The organism is Paenibacillus sp. FSL R7-0313 (genome assembly GCF_037969885.1).
Lineage (GTDB): Bacteria > Bacillota > Bacilli > Paenibacillales > Paenibacillaceae > Paenibacillus.
Genome location: NZ_CP150219.1, coordinates 3,884,910 through 3,904,740, shown reverse-complemented (window position 1 = coordinate 3,904,740; position 19,831 = coordinate 3,884,910). Strand labels below are relative to the sequence as shown.

General features: G+C 45.7%; 17 protein-coding genes. 7 read left to right on the top strand and 10 right to left on the bottom strand.

Annotation, left to right across the window (positions count from 1 at the left end; all coding sequences use genetic code 11):
• Positions 1-216: 216 nt before the first annotated feature.
• From NSQ38_RS17230 to NSQ38_RS17210, 5 genes are read left to right on the top strand one after another with little or no spacing between them, the layout of a single operon-like run.
• Positions 217-450 carry a DUF2249 domain-containing protein gene (locus tag NSQ38_RS17230; RefSeq protein WP_036613358.1) on the top strand — a complete coding sequence of 78 codons (234 nt, stop codon included), beginning with the start codon at positions 217-219 and terminating at the stop codon, positions 448-450.
• 17 nt (positions 451-467) lie between these two features.
• On the top strand, positions 468-842 hold the full coding sequence (locus tag NSQ38_RS17225) for a hypothetical protein (RefSeq protein ID WP_339783081.1): 375 nt from the start codon (positions 468-470) through the stop codon (positions 840-842).
• Positions 829-1,434 (top strand): DUF2249 domain-containing protein, encoded by a 606-nt coding sequence (locus NSQ38_RS17220; RefSeq protein ID WP_339783079.1) that lies wholly within the window; start codon positions 829-831, stop codon positions 1,432-1,434. Before NSQ38_RS17225 ends, NSQ38_RS17220 begins: the two co-directional genes overlap by 14 nt.
• A 13-nt stretch (positions 1,435-1,447) precedes the next feature.
• Positions 1,448-2,680, top strand: a complete 1,233-nt coding sequence (locus NSQ38_RS17215; protein ID WP_339783077.1) for a hypothetical protein — start codon at positions 1,448-1,450, stop codon at positions 2,678-2,680.
• 31 nt (positions 2,681-2,711) lie between these two features.
• A complete protein-coding gene (locus tag NSQ38_RS17210) occupies positions 2,712-3,011 on the top strand; it encodes a metal-sulfur cluster assembly factor (protein WP_339790583.1) in 300 nt (99 codons plus the stop codon).
• A gap of 266 nt (positions 3,012-3,277) precedes the next feature.
• Here NSQ38_RS17210 and NSQ38_RS17205 read toward each other — a convergent pair whose 3' ends face one another.
• The 9 genes from NSQ38_RS17205 to NSQ38_RS17165 form a co-directional block, all read right to left on the bottom strand.
• Positions 3,278-3,619, bottom strand: coding sequence for a cupin domain-containing protein (locus NSQ38_RS17205; RefSeq protein WP_339783075.1), 342 nt, complete (start codon positions 3,617-3,619; stop codon positions 3,278-3,280).
• Between the two features lie 143 nt (positions 3,620-3,762).
• On the bottom strand, positions 3,763-5,721 hold the full coding sequence (locus NSQ38_RS17200; protein ID WP_339783073.1) for an ABC transporter permease: 1,959 nt from the start codon (positions 5,719-5,721) through the stop codon (positions 3,763-3,765).
• The gene (locus NSQ38_RS17195) at positions 5,696-6,466 is read right to left on the bottom strand and encodes an ABC transporter ATP-binding protein (protein WP_339783071.1); all 771 of its coding nucleotides are present in this window, start codon (positions 6,464-6,466) and stop codon (positions 5,696-5,698) included. Before NSQ38_RS17195 ends, NSQ38_RS17200 begins: the two co-directional genes overlap by 26 nt.
• Before the next feature lie 190 nt (positions 6,467-6,656).
• Positions 6,657-7,655 carry a sensor histidine kinase gene (locus NSQ38_RS17190; protein ID WP_339783069.1) on the bottom strand — a complete coding sequence of 333 codons (999 nt, stop codon included), beginning with the start codon at positions 7,653-7,655 and terminating at the stop codon, positions 6,657-6,659.
• The gene (locus NSQ38_RS17185) at positions 7,652-8,365 is read right to left on the bottom strand and encodes a response regulator transcription factor (protein ID WP_339783067.1); all 714 of its coding nucleotides are present in this window, start codon (positions 8,363-8,365) and stop codon (positions 7,652-7,654) included. Before NSQ38_RS17185 ends, NSQ38_RS17190 begins: the two co-directional genes overlap by 4 nt.
• Before the next feature lie 83 nt (positions 8,366-8,448).
• Positions 8,449-9,423 carry a sugar kinase gene (locus NSQ38_RS17180; protein ID WP_339790580.1) on the bottom strand — a complete coding sequence of 325 codons (975 nt, stop codon included), beginning with the start codon at positions 9,421-9,423 and terminating at the stop codon, positions 8,449-8,451.
• A 71-nt stretch (positions 9,424-9,494) separates the two neighbouring features.
• Complete coding sequence (locus tag NSQ38_RS17175; RefSeq protein WP_062835104.1) at positions 9,495-10,538, bottom strand: SPFH domain-containing protein; 1,044 nt, start codon at positions 10,536-10,538, stop codon at positions 9,495-9,497.
• A gap of 452 nt (positions 10,539-10,990) precedes the next feature.
• Entirely contained in the window at positions 10,991-15,370 is a 4,380-nt protein-coding gene (locus tag NSQ38_RS17170; RefSeq protein WP_339783065.1) for a glycosyl hydrolase 53 family protein, read from the bottom strand.
• Between the two features lie 257 nt (positions 15,371-15,627).
• Complete coding sequence (locus NSQ38_RS17165) at positions 15,628-16,344, bottom strand: YceI family protein (RefSeq protein WP_074095583.1); 717 nt, start codon at positions 16,342-16,344, stop codon at positions 15,628-15,630.
• A 192-nt stretch (positions 16,345-16,536) separates the two neighbouring features.
• Here NSQ38_RS17165 and NSQ38_RS17160 point away from each other — a divergent pair, with 192 nt between their 5' ends.
• Together NSQ38_RS17160 and NSQ38_RS17155 are read left to right on the top strand one after the other, a co-directional pair.
• Positions 16,537-17,223 (top strand): response regulator transcription factor, encoded by a 687-nt coding sequence (locus tag NSQ38_RS17160; RefSeq protein ID WP_036613325.1) that lies wholly within the window; start codon positions 16,537-16,539, stop codon positions 17,221-17,223.
• Entirely contained in the window at positions 17,208-18,674 is a 1,467-nt protein-coding gene (locus NSQ38_RS17155) for a HAMP domain-containing sensor histidine kinase (RefSeq protein WP_339783063.1), read from the top strand. Before NSQ38_RS17160 ends, NSQ38_RS17155 begins: the two co-directional genes overlap by 16 nt.
• Before the next feature lie 105 nt (positions 18,675-18,779).
• Here NSQ38_RS17155 and NSQ38_RS17150 read toward each other — a convergent pair whose 3' ends face one another.
• A complete protein-coding gene (locus tag NSQ38_RS17150) occupies positions 18,780-19,592 on the bottom strand; it encodes an ATP-binding protein (RefSeq protein ID WP_339783061.1) in 813 nt (270 codons plus the stop codon).
• Between the last annotated feature and the right edge of the window lie 239 nt (positions 19,593-19,831).

Here is a 19,831-nt window from a genome sequence, read left to right as displayed (position 1 = left end):
TGTTAAGGTCTCTTTCGCATGCACAATTAGCATTATACGTATCAGGATATTGTTAGCTTTGGCTTGCCCATGGCACTCTTTCCACACAGGATTCTGACTTAAATAAGGCGAGTCTATGACATTAAAAAAGGTGTGACCCTGCTCACACAGACTCCTCTTCACGTTTTCTATAATCAAATTGTAACACCACACTATCCCTATTTGGAGGAATGACACATGAACACATACGCAGCAACCATTAATGCCACGGAGTATCCACCGCATTTGAAACATAAAGTTATTTTCGAAACGTTTGATCAGTTGCAACCACAGGAATCCATGCTGCTCATTAACGATCACGATCCAAAACCCCTTCGATTCCAGTTCCAGTCCACACATCCCGATGGCTTCAACTGGGAGTATATTGAGCAGGGTCCTACAACCTTCCAGGTCAAAATCAGCAAATTATAGATTGGAGCTGAACCGCTATGGCCCACGTTGAAATCATTGACGATACTACACTTCGCATCACGCTACGGCTGGAAGACGCCACAACCATGGTTCAAATGGCACAGCGTGAGCAAGCGGAATATGCGCAAGAGATTATCACCATTTACGAAAAAATGCCTGTATTCGAATATACTCATTTCTGTTTTTACGCCTATGACAGCGCAAGACTTTTTGAGCGTGTGCTCGGGATGGACCCCAAAGCCTATCTGTCCTTCTCCCTCGATGCGCCGGAGTCATTCTTCTATGCGCTGCACGGTGGAATGGCCGCCCTGTATGAATCATCTCTACAGTTGGTACAACAGGCGGATGTAGCTAGTGCAGGATCGGATGTGAACGCACATGTCTCCATCTGATGTCCATATTGTTGAATTGGATGTGCGTCCTCATCTGAGTAAAAAGTTGGAGCCGTTTCAACTGATCATGGACACGGTCAAAGGCCTTCAGCATGAAGATGTATTTGTACTACACGCTCCATTCAAACCAACGCCCCTGCTCGGTATTCTCAAGATGAAAGGATACTCCAGCACATCGGAACGAAAAGGTTCAGATCACTGGGTTACCACGTTTGTGCACAAAAAAAATAAAACCGGTGACAAAGCATTATCTTCAATAGTTTTATCTGGATCGGAATTCGATTCTGAGCCCGGTTCAGACGAAGAATCAGCTTCATGCAAAGGCCATCCGGAGGAGCAAGCTGTTGCGATTGAAAACTTTGAATCCCTACAGGCGCCCACCGTGATACTGGACAATCGCGGATTGGAACCGCCACAACCCATGATGCGAACACTTGCTGCACTGGAACGTTGCAAACCTGGGGAAGTCGTACTGATTCATAATGACCGTGTGCCAGTCTTCCTGATTGAAGAGTTGAACAACCTCGGTTGCCCCTTCACGGTTGAGGATCAAGCCGATGGTACGGCCAAAGTGAGAATTGAAAAAGGGTAAGGAGGCAAAAGCCATGTCCAGGTTGCCGTTTCTTTTTATTATCACGGGCATCTTTGGATTTATAATGTATCATGCATTCTCCCTGCTCTCGCTAACAGGCTGGCTTGGTGATGAACTCAGAGGTCCCGAAGGCTGGTTTCATGCTCATCTGTTTGTGCTTGGGTGGGCAACCATGCTGGCCATGGGTGCCGTTTATCAGTTGATACATGTTATTTTGCAATCCAATATCTACAGTCTGTTTCTCGGTTATTGTCATTATTTCTTGTTCAGTATCGGAATCGTGGGCATGTTATACGGCTTCATTCGTGCAGATGTCACCTGGATTGCCGGTTCTGCTACACTCGCCCTTTCGGGCATTCTAGTGTTCGGATGGAACATGACCGTCACCCTTTTCCGAGCTTCACAATGGAACCCTGTGACGATTAGCGCCGCCTGCGCCTGTCTTTATCTTGTGTTAACCGGGTTGTCCGGCATGCTGATGGGGTTGAATTTTGCCTTTGGTGATTGGAACGGTCTACATGAACGCTTATTCGGCGCACATATCTGGATGGGTACACTCGGCTGGTTTGGCATGTTGATTAACGGATTCAGTTACAAAATGCTTCCGATGTTCTACTTGTCCCACGAGTATTCCATTCGACTGCAAAAAGTGGTCTTGGTTCTGTGGAATGCAGCTGTAGTTACTGGCGTTGTCGCATTTCTGACAGGTATCAAGGGAGGATTGCTCTGGCTTGCGCTCTTACTTCTAACCGCCGCCCTTCTCTTCTATGTGTATCACTTGGAGCAAATTCAGGAGAAACGGCACAAAAGTAACCCAGGTCCGGGCATTCGCTGGTCTGTCTATGTAAGTCGTGCGTTTGCTGTATATGCAGTTGCCCTACTGATCTATTCCTCGCAAGGGACTGAACTGCTGCTTCATCCACGTGTTGTTCTGCTGTCTGGATGGGTATATCTCGGGGGCTGGGTGTCTCTCAACATACTTGGTTATGCCTCCAAAATCGTGCCTTTTCTATGGTGGACCCACAAATATGGCAAGCAGGCAGGCAGACCCGAAACACCACTGATGGCAGGTATGCTGAGTGAACAGTATGTCAATTGGGGTATGCTCGCCATGGTCGCTGGAAGCCTGTTGCTTGTCAGTGGAATTCTGATTAATCTGGCTGAGGTCATGATGGTTGGAGGGACGATCTTGTCTCTTGTCTCCATCGTTTATATAACAAATATTGCTCTGGTATTCAGACGTTAACATAAATAAGGTGGACTGGAGAGTGAACATGATGGAACAAACCACGCATTTGCTAGAATGTCTCAAGGAAGTGTATGACCCTGAATTAGGTGTCAATATCGTTGACCTGGGTCTGGTGTATGAAGTAAGGGAAGAGCCTGAACGGGTTCATGTACGAATGACGCTGACTACACCAGGTTGCCCGCTGCACGATACGATTGTTGGTGCGGTGAAATGGGTTTTGCAGAAAAATACAAATAAGACCGATATTGATGTTCAAGTGGTCTGGGAGCCACAATGGTCTCCACAGCTGATGTCGAATGAAGCCAAAGAAATGTTGGGATACTTCTAGGCAGAATGAACAGTGACCGGATGAATGAACAAATTGCTGCCGGAATACGAAAAAGCATACTTAAGATCTGATGTTCTCAGACCTAAGTATGCTTTTTATTTTGCGATGGGAACATATACTTGATATACACCCCGGAGATTGCTAGAAGGACGATTGTTGCAGGAGAATATTCTTGAATAAAAATAAATAAGGAAACTCCAAAATAGAGTTTCCCTTATATTAGTGCCGATCAGTGAATCATTATATCGATTCCTTGATATTAGATGTTAGATGTCCTTTGCATAGGATGCTGCTGGCACTTTGTTTAACACCACGAACAAACGAACTTCCTGATCTCCTGAATTATGGAATGCGAACTCCACCTCACCGCCGCAATGGATCACATCCTCTTGTTTCACCGCTTGTTCTTTTCCATCTAGAATAAGTGTGCCTGTGCCTTCGACTACCAGTAAAATAACCTCTGTGCCCGGATGTTTATGAACGGGAAGCTGCTGCCCTGGCAGAAAATGAAGGACAAAGGTCACTCCACAACCCTGTTGAAATAAAACCCGTTTCGTAAACCGGTCCTCGCTGAACGTTTTGACTTCTTGCAATGACGTAATACTCATGATAATCGTCCTCCTCGATAATATAATCTGTGAATACATTCATCTTATCGCAAGAAAACCCGCGTTTCCTTGATCTGAATCAAGAAAATGCGGGCAATAAACAAATCATGGTCGGTCCTAATGACCGTTTGTTTCTAAGATGGTTACACCATCATTTTGCGCAGAGAAGCGATATATCTCGAACGTATAATGATGAAATAAAACGTCTGTGCAAGTACAAAGGCACCAAATACAGTCAATACCGGCATCGTATAATTGGTAATACCGAATTCAGTAAGAAATGGCTTAACTACGACCAAAGTTTCAATGATAGCTACCCCGATCGGTAAGAAGAACAGGATGGCAATCTGAACGGTGGATGATCGTTTCATCTCTTGGAAACTGAGACCCATTTTCGAAAGAGAATGCACCATCTTTCCATCCGCTTCAAGATCGGTATGCAGTCTGAAATACAAAAAGCTTGCGGAAGAGATGGAGAAGATTAATCCGATAAATATACCCAGAAAGGTAAAGAGTGCTGTGCCCTGTCTGTATCTCTCAAAATCTCCATATCGAGTGGTCAGAAATCCGGAGTAATTCTCATCCGAAGCATTATCGCTTCGAATGGTATCTGCGGACGACAGTAGCTGATCGCTAACCATGGCTTCCGAGGAGTGCCGGTCAGGTACAGCATGACCCCAGGCAGGAATCTGATACAGAACTTTGCCAGATAACCTGTATCCTTTGATCTGTTGTGTGATCTCTTCAAACTTCTCATCCGGGAGGACAACCACAGCTGTTGAATAGATCAAGGTTGCAAACCGTGTCTCAACATCCGTAGCTGTAACTGTTGCTTGCATTGAGCCAGCTTCCAGATTCAAGGTCAATGTGTCTCCTTCCGCATAATTGCGAAACCTGTTGCGATCAATCTGATCCTGATCCTTCTCATTACGCGAATCTACAAACAATGCTGAGTCTGAATCCAATTGGAATGTCTTTTTTCCTAGAATTGTATTGAATCGGTTGTAATAACTGAGCGGCATGACCGAGACAGCACTCAGATCCGCATCAGACCAGAAGTACTCCAAATACACTTGCTGATAATCCAAGCCTGCGGCTTGAAGTCTCGAATCAACGGCGCTCATATCCAATTGATCCGAGGGTGTGTATACATTGTATTGGACTGCAAAATCATTATTGATAAACTGCTCCCGATTCTCCTGATCCAGTGACAAAATCACCACTGCACTCATCGAAGCAATTGCAATCACCACGGTCACCATAAAGAGCATGCGAGCATTATCCTTCATTTTGTAACTCATCTCTGAGATCCATAACAGACGTGTACCACGCCATACCGTTTTACGATTACGCTTCAATAAACGGATGATGAGCACGGAAAGTTGTGAATAGAAAAAATACGTCCCGGCTATCCCTGTTACTGCTGCAAGCATGATTGTTCCGCCATTTAACCCGCTACGGAGTACCACAAAACCTACTGTAAGTAATGCAAAACCCAGAAGTGAGAAGAACCACGAAGCTTTGGGCTCTTTTTTAGGTTTGTTGGTTCCCGTCAAGAGCTCTAACGTCCGCTTGTTCCCGATAAAGAGTAATGTGAAGAGTGAAATGCAGAAAAACAATATCAAAAAGGCCCCGATCGTAATCAGAATCGCTTTCACGGGAAAATAAAAGGGCAAATCGTCCATCCCGATAAAACGAGTCGTTAACATCAGAAACAGCTTGGACAACAACATCCCTCCCCCGATACCGGCAATAATGGACAGGCAGCCGATCAACATGTTTTCCAAAATGACCAATTTCCGAATCTGTGCGGGCTCTGCACCAAGTATGGTCAGAATACCAAACTCTTTGTTCCGTGATTTGAGAAAAGCACTGATAGAATACATGACAAAGAAAAATGCAAACACATATACAATGATCGAAGCCACCTGCATCCCCGTAGCAGTTGTGTCACCCATCGGCAACTCTTTCACATACGGATGATAGATGAACACCGCATAAGCGAAGAAAATCATGACCATAAACACACTACTTAGAAAAAAAGCAATATACGCTCGCCCGTTCCGGCGAATATTGTTAAACGCGAACTGAGGAAAGCTCATGTGAATTCCCTCCCCAGAAGGATAAAGTATCGATGATTCGCTGGAAAAACGTCTGCCGATTATCTCCACGGTGTACCTCGGCTGCCAGTTTCCCGTCCTTGATGAATACAATTCGGTTGCAATAACTTGCCGCAAGCGGGTCATGTGTGACCAACATAATGGTCGTTTTCTCCTGCTGGTTAATCTGTTCAAGTGACTCCATGACCGCTTGGGATGACGTAGAGTCCAGGGCACCGGTTGGTTCATCCGCCAAAACAATCGAAGGCATATTAATCATGGATCTCGCAATGGCTGTTCGTTGTCGCTGTCCGCCCGAGATTTCGTAAACTCGTTTATCCAAAATGTGATCAATGCCAAGCCTGGTTGTAATACGATGAAGTCTGCTCTCCATCTCCTTCAGTTTGACCTTGTCCAGTGTCAATGGGAGTACAATATTCTCAGCAACCGTCAGCGTGTCCAACAGATTGAAATCCTGAAAGACAAATCCGAGTTCCCGACGCCGGAACATGGCAAGTTCCTTCTTTTTCATATCAAAAGGATTCATGCCATTAATCAGAACCTTGCCTGAGCTGGGTTCATCAATGGTGGAAACCATGTTTAACAATGTAGTTTTTCCACTGCCCGACGGGCCCATAATACCCACAAACTCACCTTGTTTAATTGTCAGATGAATATCACTAAGGGCTTGAGTTTGCACTTTACCCTGATATACTTTGCACAGTGCCGATACTTTTAACATTTCCATGTGTATTCCCCTCCGAATCTTTCATTCTATATACGTTATTTCTATTCTTATCCTAACGGACCTCCCGTAACGGTGCTATCGAATTACCTTAAACTTCCCTTACAGCGCGTTTAAGGTTCTGTTCCCCTGCCTCCTCTATCACACTTCTGTACATTAAAAAAAAGCACTTCGCCCATAGGCAAAGCACTTTTCACTTCAGATATTTCGATTGAACCCAGCTGAATCTGACCAATGTTCCCTCATTCGGCTCCGAAAACAACTCCACTCGATTATCCAGTCGGGCACTGATCTCACGGACCAGATATAACCCCATTCCTGTGGATTCGTGGTATTGTCTGCCCCGTTCGCCTGTAAAATAGGGATTGAACACACGATGAATGTCCTCGGACGAGATGCCGATTCCCTCATCCTGAATGTCCAGGATTGTACGCTCTTCCTGCTTATAGCCTGTAATGATCACTTTTTTGCCTGATTTGCTATCGGAATAGTTCACGGCATTGGTCAGGATCTGGGTGAACATGAACCGCAGCCACTTGGAGTCACTGTAGATTTGAAGTTCTTCCTCTATACGGATATCCGGCGTAATGCCTCTGCGTATAAACAAACGTCGGTTCTCTGCAATGCTGCTTCGAAGCACCTCATGCAGAGACAGCAGCTCCACACGAAAATCCCCTTCGAACTGTTCAAGCCGTGATGAATGCAAGACCATTTCGAGTCCTTTGCGCATTTTATCCAGCTCATCCTGAATGCTGCCAGCCGTCTCATCTTCCACATCTTCCAAGGTCAGTTGAATAATAGACAACGGTGTCTTCATCTGATGAACCCAGCGATTCATGAATACCACCTGCTGCTCCTTGCTAGTACGTAACTGACCTATCTCGTTCTGCCGATTACGCTCCAGTTCATGTAACAATTCCTGGATGGCTTCCGCCACGACCGAATTTCCAAGCGTTTGAAAAGGCTCGTTTACCAGTTTACGTGGTTGTTCAAGCAGACGATAATACGCTCGCAGCTGGAAGTAACGTATGATCAGATAGACCAACAGCACAACAGTACTGATCAACATGCCATAGAGAACAATCTTCATCGGACGGCCCTCACCAGAGAGCCAGTAGACACACGGAACCAGCAACATCTGCAGCACATAAAATCCAACTAACATCTGGTGGTCTTTCAGGAACAGTCTCATTTCCCTTTCACCTGTGAGGACGAATCCAGATCCAACACACGATAACCCGCTCCGCGAACCGTCTCCAAAATCTCTTCTGCACCCAGTTCCTTCAACTTTCGGCGTACACGTGTAATATAGACATTCAACGTATTGTCATCAATAAAATGTTGATCTTCCCACATCTGTTCAAGTAATTTTTCCCGGCTGACCACTCGCCCTGCCTTCGCCATCAACGCTTCCACCAGTATCGCTTCCTTCTGTGTTAGCTCGGTAGAACGCTCATCATATTCCAATACAAATCGCTCAGGATAAAGGATCATGGGCCCGTTCTTCACTGTTACTTCCTGGTGCACAGCAGCGTAAGAACCATAGGCTCGGCGCAGCTGACTACGGACTTTGGCAAGAACGACTTCATATTGAAAAGGTTTCGTAATATAATCATCCGCTCCATGTTCCAACGCCATAATCTGATCCATACCACTATCACGAGCCGATATGAATAAAATGGGACATATGGAATGTGTGCGTATCTGCCTGCACCAATAGTATCCATCATATTGAGGCAAATTCACATCCATCAGCACAAGGTCCGGCTTCACTTCCACAAATTCATCCAGTACATGACGAAAATCATCGGTGACCTGTACCTGGAATCCATTTCGGGTCAGATAAGCCGCCAGCAATCCAGCAAGCTTGGCATCATCTTCAACCAACATTATCGACTGCATCGTTAACCCTCTTTCCGTTTCCTAACGTCAATGTATCACATCTAGTTACCCATTCTAGTCGGAAACGGCTTGGAAATAAAGGGTCAGACTACGAGACGCCCCCTCTTCTCTGCCAACCCAATAATAGCTTCCACCCCTGAGTTAAACTCAAGAAAGTCCTGCTCAACCCCATCGCTGAATATAACACCATCCTCTGGCATCTGGGAGACAATGTGCAATGGTTGCTTTGAATTAATCTGTCCAAACACCAGATTGGCAGCTGTCGTCCGGCTCGGAAACGGTTCACGTACTGAAAAATATAAGTACGGCGCATCCCAGTTAAAATGATTCAGTTCCCTCCTGCTTCCATGAATGGATGCCGATGCTGTAGCAACCTCAGCTTCAGAATTCATGTTCTGCCATGCCGCTGACCCTACAATTCCAGTGGCTCCGGCCAGCACACTTTTGAACCAGCCTGTTGATCCCATACCTGTGGATACAATGATACCACTGGAGGATTGTTGTTCTGCGGATGAACCCAATCGCACTTCATAACGTGCCGATACATGTGTCTTCCGGCCAATGAACAGATCGTTCACACCATATAGATACTGTCCATCATTGAGTTCCACTTTGGCGAGAGTGACTTCTTTCAAGGTTCGTTGCTTTCGAATGACATCAGGAACAATGAAGCTGAGATCCTCCACGGTAAAAGGTAATAATACCCCATCCCACCGCATCGGGTCCGGGTTCACTCCGATGAGCGGCTGCTCGGTTACGTATTTGAGGGTGTTGGCTACAAGCCCATCCTGTCCAACCACGACCACGATATCTTGCTCACCAAAGATAAAATTGGGTACATGTTCCCGATCAATGGTCTGTACACGACCCAATTGTCCCAGTTGCTGCTGCGCCTGCTGTACGGATAACCGATAACGACGGTCTTCCTCCATATAATCACTGAAATCTGCTCCCAGACGTTCAATATAGAACTGAGCTTGCTGTACCGTGTTATATCGAACCACCAGCTCTTCCAGCCTGGTCCGGCGTTTCACCAGAATCAGTTTATGTTCGCTCATTCGATCATCTGCCGCAGGCTGCTGACGTACTGATTTTCCTGCCTGCTCTGCTTGCTCTCTTCTTCCTAATCTCATCTCGCTCGACCTCCCTGATCTCTGCCCGGCGCGGGAGACATTAATCCTTGCAACAGATCCGGCGAGATATTAAGCTGCCCAATCTTGCCTGCATTTTCAGCCAGTTCCTGGAATGCAAGTGCTATCAGCTTATCAGAATTCATGCCCATATTCGCCATTGCTTGCAGTACATTTGGCTGTACATTTTGCAATGAATTCATCACGGCAGCAATCTCATACGCTTTGGCATCCGCTTCCGCATTGTGATTGGCAATGGTTAACTCAATCAGTTGTTGCTTACGTTCCTCCATCGCTGTATTGAATTGAAGCTGCTCCTGCTCCATCTCGTTTTGTTTCTGTTTCACCGAGCGCTCAGCCTGCAATTGGGTCTCGCGAATTTGCTGTTTCTTTGTCTCTACGGCAATTTCGGTGTTCAGTTCGTTCTCTTTCACTCGTCTTTCCTGTTCAATAGATGCATTCCGACGTACATAGAGCGCTTCATCTGCCTGACGCAAAATCTCTTCCCGCGCTTGTGCTTCCAATGCACGCATCGTCTCTTTATTAGGAAGAATAGCCAGAATCGATAAACTCATCAACTCAACGCCCAGTTTCTCCAACTCTTCACTTTGCACAACTTCGCGTTTCATGCTGCTTGCCAGCCGTTCACTGGATTGAATGGCTTCTTTCAACGGCATTTGCTCCAGATGTTTCTTGGTTAGTACTTTCGCTGTGGTGATTACCCGTTGGTCCAGCTTGCCGGGGTCGTCGGAGATATACCGATTCTTGCGCAAATTGTACGTGTAATTCAGGCTCTGGGTTATTTTCAGGTAATCCACAATTCGATAGCTTAATTGCCCCTGCACAGTAACCGTCTGATAATCCGCCGTAATCTCTTCGAACATGAATGGTACATCCACCGAGGACACGGGTAGAACCACTACCGATGTGGTCGGCTCATAATAATAGAAGGACAATCCTACACCTTGACGTTGTACCTCACCATTTTTCACTTTCATGACATACTCACTGGGTTGAAACTTCGCGAATCGGAATCCAAACATGGCTCATTCCCCATTTCTTAATATTGTCGTTTTGATATTATCGAAATGATAACAAATGAATTCGATATTGTCAATACGACATTAACAAAATGTTTATATGCCTATTTAAAGAAAGCGGGTCCGTTCTATATAAGTTGAACTAAAGATTATTTACACTGACACTCCGATGACAGAATAACCTTCTAATCGCTGTTATCCCCAGATTTTTTCGATTCCCTTTTCTAAAGGGAAAATCCGGTGATAAAGGCGAACGCTTCGCTTTTTCAGTTTTTTCTGTCCTCTCCGTTATCGTGTAAATCAATAGTTAAACTTATATAATCTCTTTTCACAAAAAAATAAAGAGATCGAATCATTTGATTCGATCTCTTTACCTGCTACGTTATTTTCTATTAATGCATGCTGATGATGCACCAGGCATCCTTCATAATAAAAACGGACTTTTTGAACTATCTCTAATACAGTTGTTCCATCAGTCTGGCGACTGCAACAGCCCCTTGTACACGGTTCGCCGTTTCTTTCGGAGCAAACGTGCCATCAGGCATGCCTTTTAGCAGTCCAAGTTGTTGCATCGAAGCTACAGCTTCTTTTGCATACCCGGCGATCTCGGCGTTGTCTACAAACACCATATCTCCTTGTGCAGCATTGTTCGCATCCTGATCACTTTGCACAACCTGCAGTGCTCTGTTCAGCATAACGGCCATATCTTCTCGCGAAATACGTTCATTCGCTCCAAAGCTTCCATCCACCCGGCCTTGAATAATGTTCATTTCAATTCCGAGTCGTACTGAATCGGCATACCACTGCCCTTCCTTCACATCTGTTGGGATTGAGATAGATGGATCGGGATGGCGTACATCACCAATACCTTTAATAATCATTTGCAAAAATTGTGCTCTGGTCAGTTCACCTTGTGGGACAAAACGTGTTGCATTCATCCCCGTAATAATTCCCTTACCGTATAGGTTCTGCACTTCTTGGAGAGCCCAATTGTGATTTTGCAGATCATGTAATGGTACTTCAACTTCTGCAATGACATAACTGCCCGATTCCAGCGGTTTAAACGCCATCGTCTTTGTCTTGTCATCGTACTTGGAATACGTAACAGGTTTCATTTCACCACTTGGAGATACGGAATGTACAACCATAACTACATCATTCTTTTTAGGTTGCTCCACATTGGATAGAGCAACCTCAACCGCTCTGTTTGTCCATTGCAATGGCTTATTGTTCATTAACAAACTTACATCAACAATCGCATGATTACCGATCGCTGCTTTTTGCGATGTGGACAGTGTATCTGTCGATCCTTTTGCCACTACGATGTCGAACGTTCCCGCAGTCTCCGCAATGGTTAGCGGGAGTGATTTTAGAGGAACACGAACGGTAGTTTGTCCTACGACTACATCCAGGGATTTCACTTCCTCGGAACGAATCCATGCTGCCAGTTGACTTGCAGCCAATTGGAATGTGACTGTCTTGGCTGTGTCGGGTACATCTGCAAGCAGTTTCAACGTACGATTTCCTGCATCCATGGATTGCAGTGCCTGAGTTAATTGAGATGCATCTGGACGAATCGAATACTTGTCATCCCCGGTTGCTGTTCCTTTTACCGTTATCGAACCCTTCGCTGGTGAAGTAACCGAATCAACCGGTGGGTTCACTACAGGGTTTCCTGGCGTTGGAGCTGTTCCCGGGTTGGACGGTTGTGATGGTTCACTTGGTTGAGATGGCTGCCCAGGGCCAGGTGTTACATCTTGACGTACAAGCTTACTCACAGCATCTTGTAACGCACGATCCGCATTGCTTACATCTTGCGTTGAAGATTCAACATCCAGAATGAATGCCTTCGCTTCAGAAAGCGCCTTACTGAACACATTCCAGCTTGAAGTCGTGTATTCGGTTTGTTTTAATTTCTCAGCGGTATCTACCGTAGCTTGCAGTGCAGATTTGTCCGCCGGGAATGTACCGTAGGCTTCAAAATCCATAAATCCTACCCATGTGGGACCTGTTTTAATCGTTACCAGAATGTAACGTCCCTCCGTGCCTTCTGGAAGTACATGGCTAGGTGCGGTCGATACAACAACATCACTTGTGGTGTCCACTACTTTCACAAAATTTTTGTTATCGTTGGACACTTCGATCGTATATTTGATGCCGCCACTCCACATCGACATTTCGATTTTGCGGAGGTTAGCAACCTGACCCAAATCCACTTGCCACCAGCTATCCTTACTCTGGTCTGTTCCCCATGAAGTGTTTGGATTGTTGTCAATTGCACCTTCAGGAGAGTTGGCTTGATTGCCTCCTGTCCCTGCACTGCTCGAAGCCGTTGCCGTTTTGCCCGTTGTTAAAGCCTCCAGAGAGACCAGACTAGTAAAGGCTTGTTTCAACGTATTCAGTGCTGAATTCACCTCAGACTGAACAACAGCATTGTTATCTCGGACCTGAATCGCTGCCTGCAAAGACTGTTCCAATATAGACCAGCTCCGGCGTGTATAGGAAGATTTAGTCTGCTGCTGCATTTGTTGAATGTACTGGTGCAGTTGTGTTTTGTCCACATTGGATAGACCATCAATGGCATCATGCAAACGTTTAACCGCTGTATTCGCATCCGTCTGTGTCGCTCTAGGATCATTCAAGACCTGCTCAGCGCCTTCCAGCGCTTTGGTCAATACCGCCCAAGTGGCCGCAGACCAGTCAGCCTGCTGATACGTACGGGCTTCCGCTATTTTGGCTCGAAGCTCGTCAAGCTGCGGGGCGATAACCTGCATCTGCTGCATCACACGTTCTAGTGCTGTTGTCGCTGCATCTGTATCTGCTTGAGTTACCCCGCCCGGCGTGTATGCCTGTTGGTATACATCATTCGCTGCCGAGATTGCCGGAGCCAGAGTCACCCAGCTTTCCGGAGTAAAATCAGTCTGTACCAATGATTTGGCTCGTGTAAGTGCCGCATCCAGTTGCTGGCGGTTTGCGGGCAGAAGACTCAATCCACGTTTGTACACATCAAGGGACCATAACGCTCTGCCTTCATACGAATGCCCGCCGTTGGCCGGAAATTCATCGTAATCAAACATCGCTTGGTTCTCCCATGCATTCCCTTCGGATGCAATCCAGCCTACACCGGCCGGAATCCACGCCGGCTCCCAGTAGAAGAAACCTGCACCATGATTATTCGGCACGTTCGCAATCATGTCCATAATGCCCGCGATGGCATCATATTGACCTTGAACGGTTGCGGGGAAGTCTGCTCCCCCTACATGAAGCGCTTCGTCCGATCCGATGATATTGCCATGAGCATCCCCGTTTTTATAGGAAAATGGATACGACGTTTCAGCGATAATGACATCTTTGCCAAACTCGGCTGACACTTCATTCATCGTTTTCTGTACATCCGCAAACGTCCCATGCCAGAACGGGTAATACGACAATCCGATAATGTCATAGTCCAGTCCGCCATCACTTAACTCTTTAAAGTACCATTTGAACGTATCCACCTTGCCACCTTCAGCCAGATGGATCATAATCTTCACCTTATCCGCGTTATCGGTCATCTCTCCTTCTACTGCACGTACAGCATCGACTCCGCTTTTCAGCAAGGCAACATTTTCGTTGAAATCCACGTCACTGCTCAAGCCGTTCAGAAGACCACTGTTGATTTCATTACCGATCTGCACCATATCAGGCATAGCGTCTTCGGCTTTCATCTCACTTACAACTTCATACGTATAATCATATACAGCTTGTTTCAATTGATCGAAAGTATAACTTTCCCAAGCTTTAGGACGAAGTTGCTGTCCCGGATGAGCCCACTCGTCAGAATAATGGAAATCAAGCAGCACTTTCATTCCTTTTGCTTTCACCCGTGCGGCTAGCTCAATGACATCTTCCTTATCGTTGTATCCCCCTGATTTCTGTGGATCATTCCACAGACGAAGACGCACATAATTGACACCGCGATCCTTGAGAATATCAAGCAAATCACGCTCTGTACCGTTGCTGTCCACGTATTTTCCGCCTTTGTCCTCAATGGCAGTCAACGTGGAAATATCAACACCTCTAACATAGTCTTCACGATATCCCTCAACGATCACCTTAGCTTTAAGCTGAGGCTCTGGAGGCGCACCATATACCGCACCTGTCACGGTAAAGCTGCCCGCATGTGCGTACTCTGAAGGGTCAATACTGTCCCATTCCACTGGCACCATTCCTGATTTTCCATTCTGGTACCATGCTTTTACCTGATTAGGCAGAATTGGCGCACTTCTTGTCACCGTTCTCACTTCGATCTCATCATATCCTTTAATATTGGCTGGTTCAGTGCCTTCTGATTCTCCCCACACTTTGAACTCCAATATTTCCGGCCAGACTCCTTCACCCTTGTAAAAGGAGATGTTCAGTCTGATGTATCGCACATCATTCTGCTCAAACGTCAGATCAGCGATCTGTTTAGGATCGGCATTTTCACTTTGATCAACAACGTTGGTCCATGCCTGCTGGTCAGCAGATGTTTCTACCATATATTTCACAACCGTGTTTTCTCTCCACGTTATTTCCGCTCCGGACAGATTGTAGGCCTCACCCAGATCAATCATGACCCACTGTGGTTGTTCCGTTGTCACTCCAGCCTTAGCAGCCCAATGCGTGTCACTTTTACCATCAACCAAGTGCTCCTTCTTACTCCCCCACTCCAAATATTCTGTGCTTACCGTAACCTGCTTGTTAAGTGCCACGTTGACTTTTGCATCTTCTGCAGCCGCTGGACGAACCATCAGTCCCAGATCACAGAATAGCATCAGTAACACCAGACACCCGCTTATGTACCTTTTGTTCACTCTTGATCTCCCCCTTTTTGTGTTTGATTGTGCATGGATCAATGAATGTTATGAATCCTCCTCATTGTAAGCGCTTAATAGTGATAGGCGACACGGCATAATCCAAAGGAAACAGCAGTTATTTTAACAATATGATCCTGTGACAGTTACATTTGAGCTATATTAATCACACTATTTTGCAAAAGAAACAAAAAAATCTGTCCGTCTACCGTAAGGCAGAACAGAACAGATTTTCAGGTATATGATCATTGTTACACTTATTTAGAAAGTTTCAATTCAAGCTGTACCTGGATATCATTTTCAGTTGAGAGCACAACGGAGTGTGGATTTTCCATTCCGAAATCTTCAAACGTTACCATCGATGTCGCCGACAACAATACTTCGTTATTCTCATAAGCAGCTTTTGCATCAAAAGTTACTTCTTTTTCAATACCTTTAACAGTAATCGTACCATTCATTTTGATATCAACCGTTTGACCAACAGGCCATTCCGCAGGTACCCCTTCAAATGACGTCGCTGTAAATGTTGCCTGTGGATATGTCGCAATGTCGAAGAAATCGGCTTGCTTCACGTGACCATCACGCTGTCCATTCCCGGAATCAATTCCGTCCATCTCGATCTGTCCTTCTGCCTTCATCTGAGAAGCATCGTCTACATTAATTGTCCAATTCCCTGTTACCTGCTCGTCCACAAAATTAACCGTCTCCTGTGAAGTGGTTACGGAGAAGTATACTTTGGAACCTTCGCTGATGTTCCAGTCTCCGTTCAGTTGCTCTGCTCCTGCAGTTTCATTGGCTACAGCCGTTCCTGTGCTATCTACAGTTGTTGTGGAAGTTGCTGTGCTGGCAGGAAGCACCTGTTCAATCTCCACGTTGTTCCCCAAGTAGCTATTTGCGAGATAGTAACCCCCGCCACCAATTACGGCAACCGCCGCCACACCTGTAATAAGCCATGCTTTTGCTTTCTTGTTCATCTGTATGTTTCCTCCAGTATATTATTGTTTAGATTGCTTGTTGGAGTGAATCATATCAATTGAATGTGTCAGGAAGAAGTCAAGATAAGACAAGTCCCATATTTTTTTCAAATCCGTAATACAGGATTGGCTTTACGCTCTAGCTCATGTAAAATCAGTACAAGTTTACTCAGCGAAAGGAGAACGCTTTTCTTGAAATCCATACTTATCGTCGAGGATGAACAAGCTATTGCACGAGTACTGGCTGCTTATCTGAGAAAAGCAGAATTTGAAGTTCATCATGCAGCAGATGGACCGACTGCACTTACCCTTTTTGATACCGTAACGCCTTCCCTGGTATTACTTGATGTGATGCTGCCAGGAATGGACGGATGGGATCTGCTGCGGATTATTCGTGAAAAAAGTGCTTGTCCCGTGATCATGCTAACCGCACTGGATGACATTTCAGACCGTCTCAACGGATTAAATGCCGGTGCTGACGATTATATGAGCAAACCTTTTGTACCGGAAGAAGTGGTCGCCAGAGTTAATGCGGTATTGCGCCGTAATCCACATTGGACATCAGGTGGCGAAGAGAAGCGTTCCTTTGGAAATCTCGTCATTGATCTTGCTGCCAAGCAGGTGCTGCTGAACGGTGCAGAGGTTGCACTCACACCTCGTGACCTGTCGTTACTGTTCTTCCTGTCCGATTATCCGAATCGTACATTTACCAGAGATCATCTTATTGAACAGGTATGGGGGATGGACTACGATGGCAGTGACCGTGCTGTGGATCTATCGATTAAACGACTTCGTCAAGCCCTCTCCCACTGGTCGCCAGAGACGGGAGAAATTCGGACGTTGCGAGGAATGGGGTATCAATTTTGGATCGCCAACTGAAACAGAAAAAAAACAAACGGACGATATCCATTCTGTCACACTGGACACTGCGATATTTTCTCATTTTGTGCATTGGTTTCACGATTATTGCGGCAGGGGCACTCTACTGGATTCGAACAACTTCTATTGAAAAAAGCCTCAAAACCGCAGAACTGCTTGGTCTGGAGATTGCCGATCATGTGACCAGTGAAAATAATATACTTCGTGTTCCACCCGATCTTGACAGACTGGTAACCAAGCGAGAGAAACTATTTAATACAGATCATTATTTTTGTGTCATGATCTTGGACAATAACAATCAATTGATCTTTTCCCAGCCTAAAATGGAGCAAAAAGATGTGCATTATCGACTGTCAGATGACTATCTTGAACCGCGAAACAACAAATATGCAGGTGTAACGGTCAACATATCCGAGGGAGATCAAACCTTGGGTAAAGTATGGGTTATGCAGTCCAAACAATCCATTACATTTGGTCCAGAGACGATATGGCTCGTGGCTCTAATCCTCGGAGGACTAATCCTCTGTGGATGGTTTACAATCTATCTCCTGTCCAATAAGTTATCTAGACCTATTCGTCAGGTCGCCTATGCCGCTGAGCAGATTCGAGGTGGCAATTATGATGTGAGCCTTGACTTGAATACACGAGAACGTGAGATCAATGAACTTGTAAATTCATTTCGAGATATGGCGACTCGTCTCCGACAACTCGAAGAATGGCGTACACTTTCGCTGGCAGGGGTCAGTCATGAACTCAAGACACCGGTAACTTCCATCAAGGGGCTCGTTATGGCAGTACGTGACGATGTCGTGAGTCCACAGGAAGGGAAAGAATTTTTGGATATCGCTTTGAAGGAGTCTGAACGTATGGAGCGTATGGTCGCAGATTTGCTTGACTATAACGCCATGGCTGCAGGAAGTGTTGCCGTTCGCAAGGAACGAACGGATCTGAAGCTGTTGGTCGGTGAGATCATCTATCAGTGGAAGATTGCTTATGAGGACAAAATGCCAGAGGTTCAGCTGCACTCCCCTCCAGTCAACTTCTTTACCATGGGGGATGCTCTGCGCATTCAGCAGATCATTGTAAATTTGCTTAATAACGCGCTTCATGCCACAGCTCCTGAACAAAAGGCTGTCTTCGATATTTATCTACACGCAGAAGAACAGATGCTGTACGTTGATGTCAAGGACAACGGCACAGGTATCGCGGCTGAAGACCAACCCAAGATCTTCGAACGCTTCTATCGTGGAGAGCTCAAGAAACGTCGTAACCGCGGCTTGGGGCTAGGATTAACATATAGCCGCCTACTTGCTCAGGAACAAGGCGGTGAGCTGACACTTGTCTCCAGCAGCCCGGAAGGAAGCATGTTCAGATTAAGCCTGCCACGCTGGACTGCAACACAAGAAGCCATGAATACAGAAAAAGCATACGGAGCAGCCGTTAAAGTGTAACGCAACATGCTAACATGACAAATAGCCCAGGATTCCATTCAGGAGACTGGGCTATTTCAGCGTTGTTCCTTGTTGCTTTATCCAAACTATCCAAAACGGAAGCAGTCAACACTCTAAGACACGTGGCCTGTATTCATCATAAGCATCCGAGATCAGTTGCTTATGAAGTGTACTACTGGCAATGATTGCTTTCCGCTTTGCTTTCAAAACGATCTGCTCTATATCCGCATAACTGCACCCTGCCAAGCGTTCACATATGTAATCTTCCAGCCGGGTCTCCTGTTCAAATGATCCCACCAACTTGCTGATATACAATCTGCGACTTGAATCATCAGGCATTCCATAGGTCATCTTCGTATCAAAACGCCGCCAGATGGCATGATCCAGTTGGGTTTCCAGATTCGTCGCAGCGACCAGAATACTGTCCCCATCGAATTCGTCCAGACATTGCAACAACGTATTGACGACACGCGCCATCTCTTTCACTTCATCATTGCTCTCACGCGTACGGCCTATGGCATCAAATTCATCCAGAAATAACACACAGGGATTCATTCGTGCATATTCGAATAACTTGCGTACATTACTCCCCGTCTCTCCAAGATGGCTATGAATGATTGCATCCAATCTCACGAGTACCAGTGGCAGATCAAGGCGCTCCGCCAGATGTGATGCCGTTAATGTTTTCCCTGTACCGGGAGGACCGAACATGACCATTTTGTTGGGGATTGATACATCATGTTCTCTGAACTTCTCTTTCATGCCCAGAATGGTGATGAATTCGTTAATGATACGCTCATTTTCAGCGGAAAATACAATATGCTGGGCTTTGCGCCTACACTCTTTTGGCGTGTAAAAAGCGGCCATATCGATCCCTTTTGCGCGGGGAATCCGGTTCATATGGTTCATTTTGCTCATGTAAACACATGCTCCTTCATTTATGGTTTCAGTCCGTGATTCAAGTTATATAGAACCACTTAGACTTTTAATCGTAATTATTACTATTAAATAATAGCACAATACTGCCTTTTTGCAAATATAACCACAGCATGTACACTATTTTGCCACAGAAGGAAGTCATTTGGTTGCAAGCTTTAATAAAATTTGCTATTCTAAGAGTGCATCGTTGTGTATAACGCAAAAAAGCCCTCCGAATT

Coding starts and splice junctions, on each gene's coding strand:
- NSQ38_RS17165 (WP_074095583.1), bottom strand. CDS start 16,344: ATGAACAAGAAAGCAAAAGCATGGCTTATTACAGGTGTGGCGGCGGTT.
- NSQ38_RS17190 (WP_339783069.1), bottom strand. CDS start 7,655: ATGAGACTGTTCCTGAAAGACCACCAGATGTTAGTTGGATTTTATGTG.
- NSQ38_RS17220 (WP_339783079.1), top strand. CDS start 829: ATGTCTCCATCTGATGTCCATATTGTTGAATTGGATGTGCGTCCTCAT.
- NSQ38_RS17205 (WP_339783075.1), bottom strand. CDS start 3,619: ATGAGTATTACGTCATTGCAAGAAGTCAAAACGTTCAGCGAGGACCGG.
- NSQ38_RS17230 (WP_036613358.1), top strand. CDS start 217: ATGAACACATACGCAGCAACCATTAATGCCACGGAGTATCCACCGCAT.
- NSQ38_RS17195 (WP_339783071.1), bottom strand. CDS start 6,466: ATGGAAATGTTAAAAGTATCGGCACTGTGCAAAGTATATCAGGGTAAA.
- NSQ38_RS17150 (WP_339783061.1), bottom strand. CDS start 19,592: ATGAGCAAAATGAACCATATGAACCGGATTCCCCGCGCAAAAGGGATC.
- NSQ38_RS17180 (WP_339790580.1), bottom strand. CDS start 9,423: ATGAGCGAACATAAACTGATTCTGGTGAAACGCCGGACCAGGCTGGAA.
- NSQ38_RS17185 (WP_339783067.1), bottom strand. CDS start 8,365: ATGCAGTCGATAATGTTGGTTGAAGATGATGCCAAGCTTGCTGGATTG.
- NSQ38_RS17200 (WP_339783073.1), bottom strand. CDS start 5,721: ATGAGCTTTCCTCAGTTCGCGTTTAACAATATTCGCCGGAACGGGCGA.
- NSQ38_RS17225 (WP_339783081.1), top strand. CDS start 468: ATGGCCCACGTTGAAATCATTGACGATACTACACTTCGCATCACGCTA.
- NSQ38_RS17215 (WP_339783077.1), top strand. CDS start 1,448: ATGTCCAGGTTGCCGTTTCTTTTTATTATCACGGGCATCTTTGGATTT.
- NSQ38_RS17210 (WP_339790583.1), top strand. CDS start 2,712: ATGGAACAAACCACGCATTTGCTAGAATGTCTCAAGGAAGTGTATGAC.
- NSQ38_RS17175 (WP_062835104.1), bottom strand. CDS start 10,538: ATGTTTGGATTCCGATTCGCGAAGTTTCAACCCAGTGAGTATGTCATG.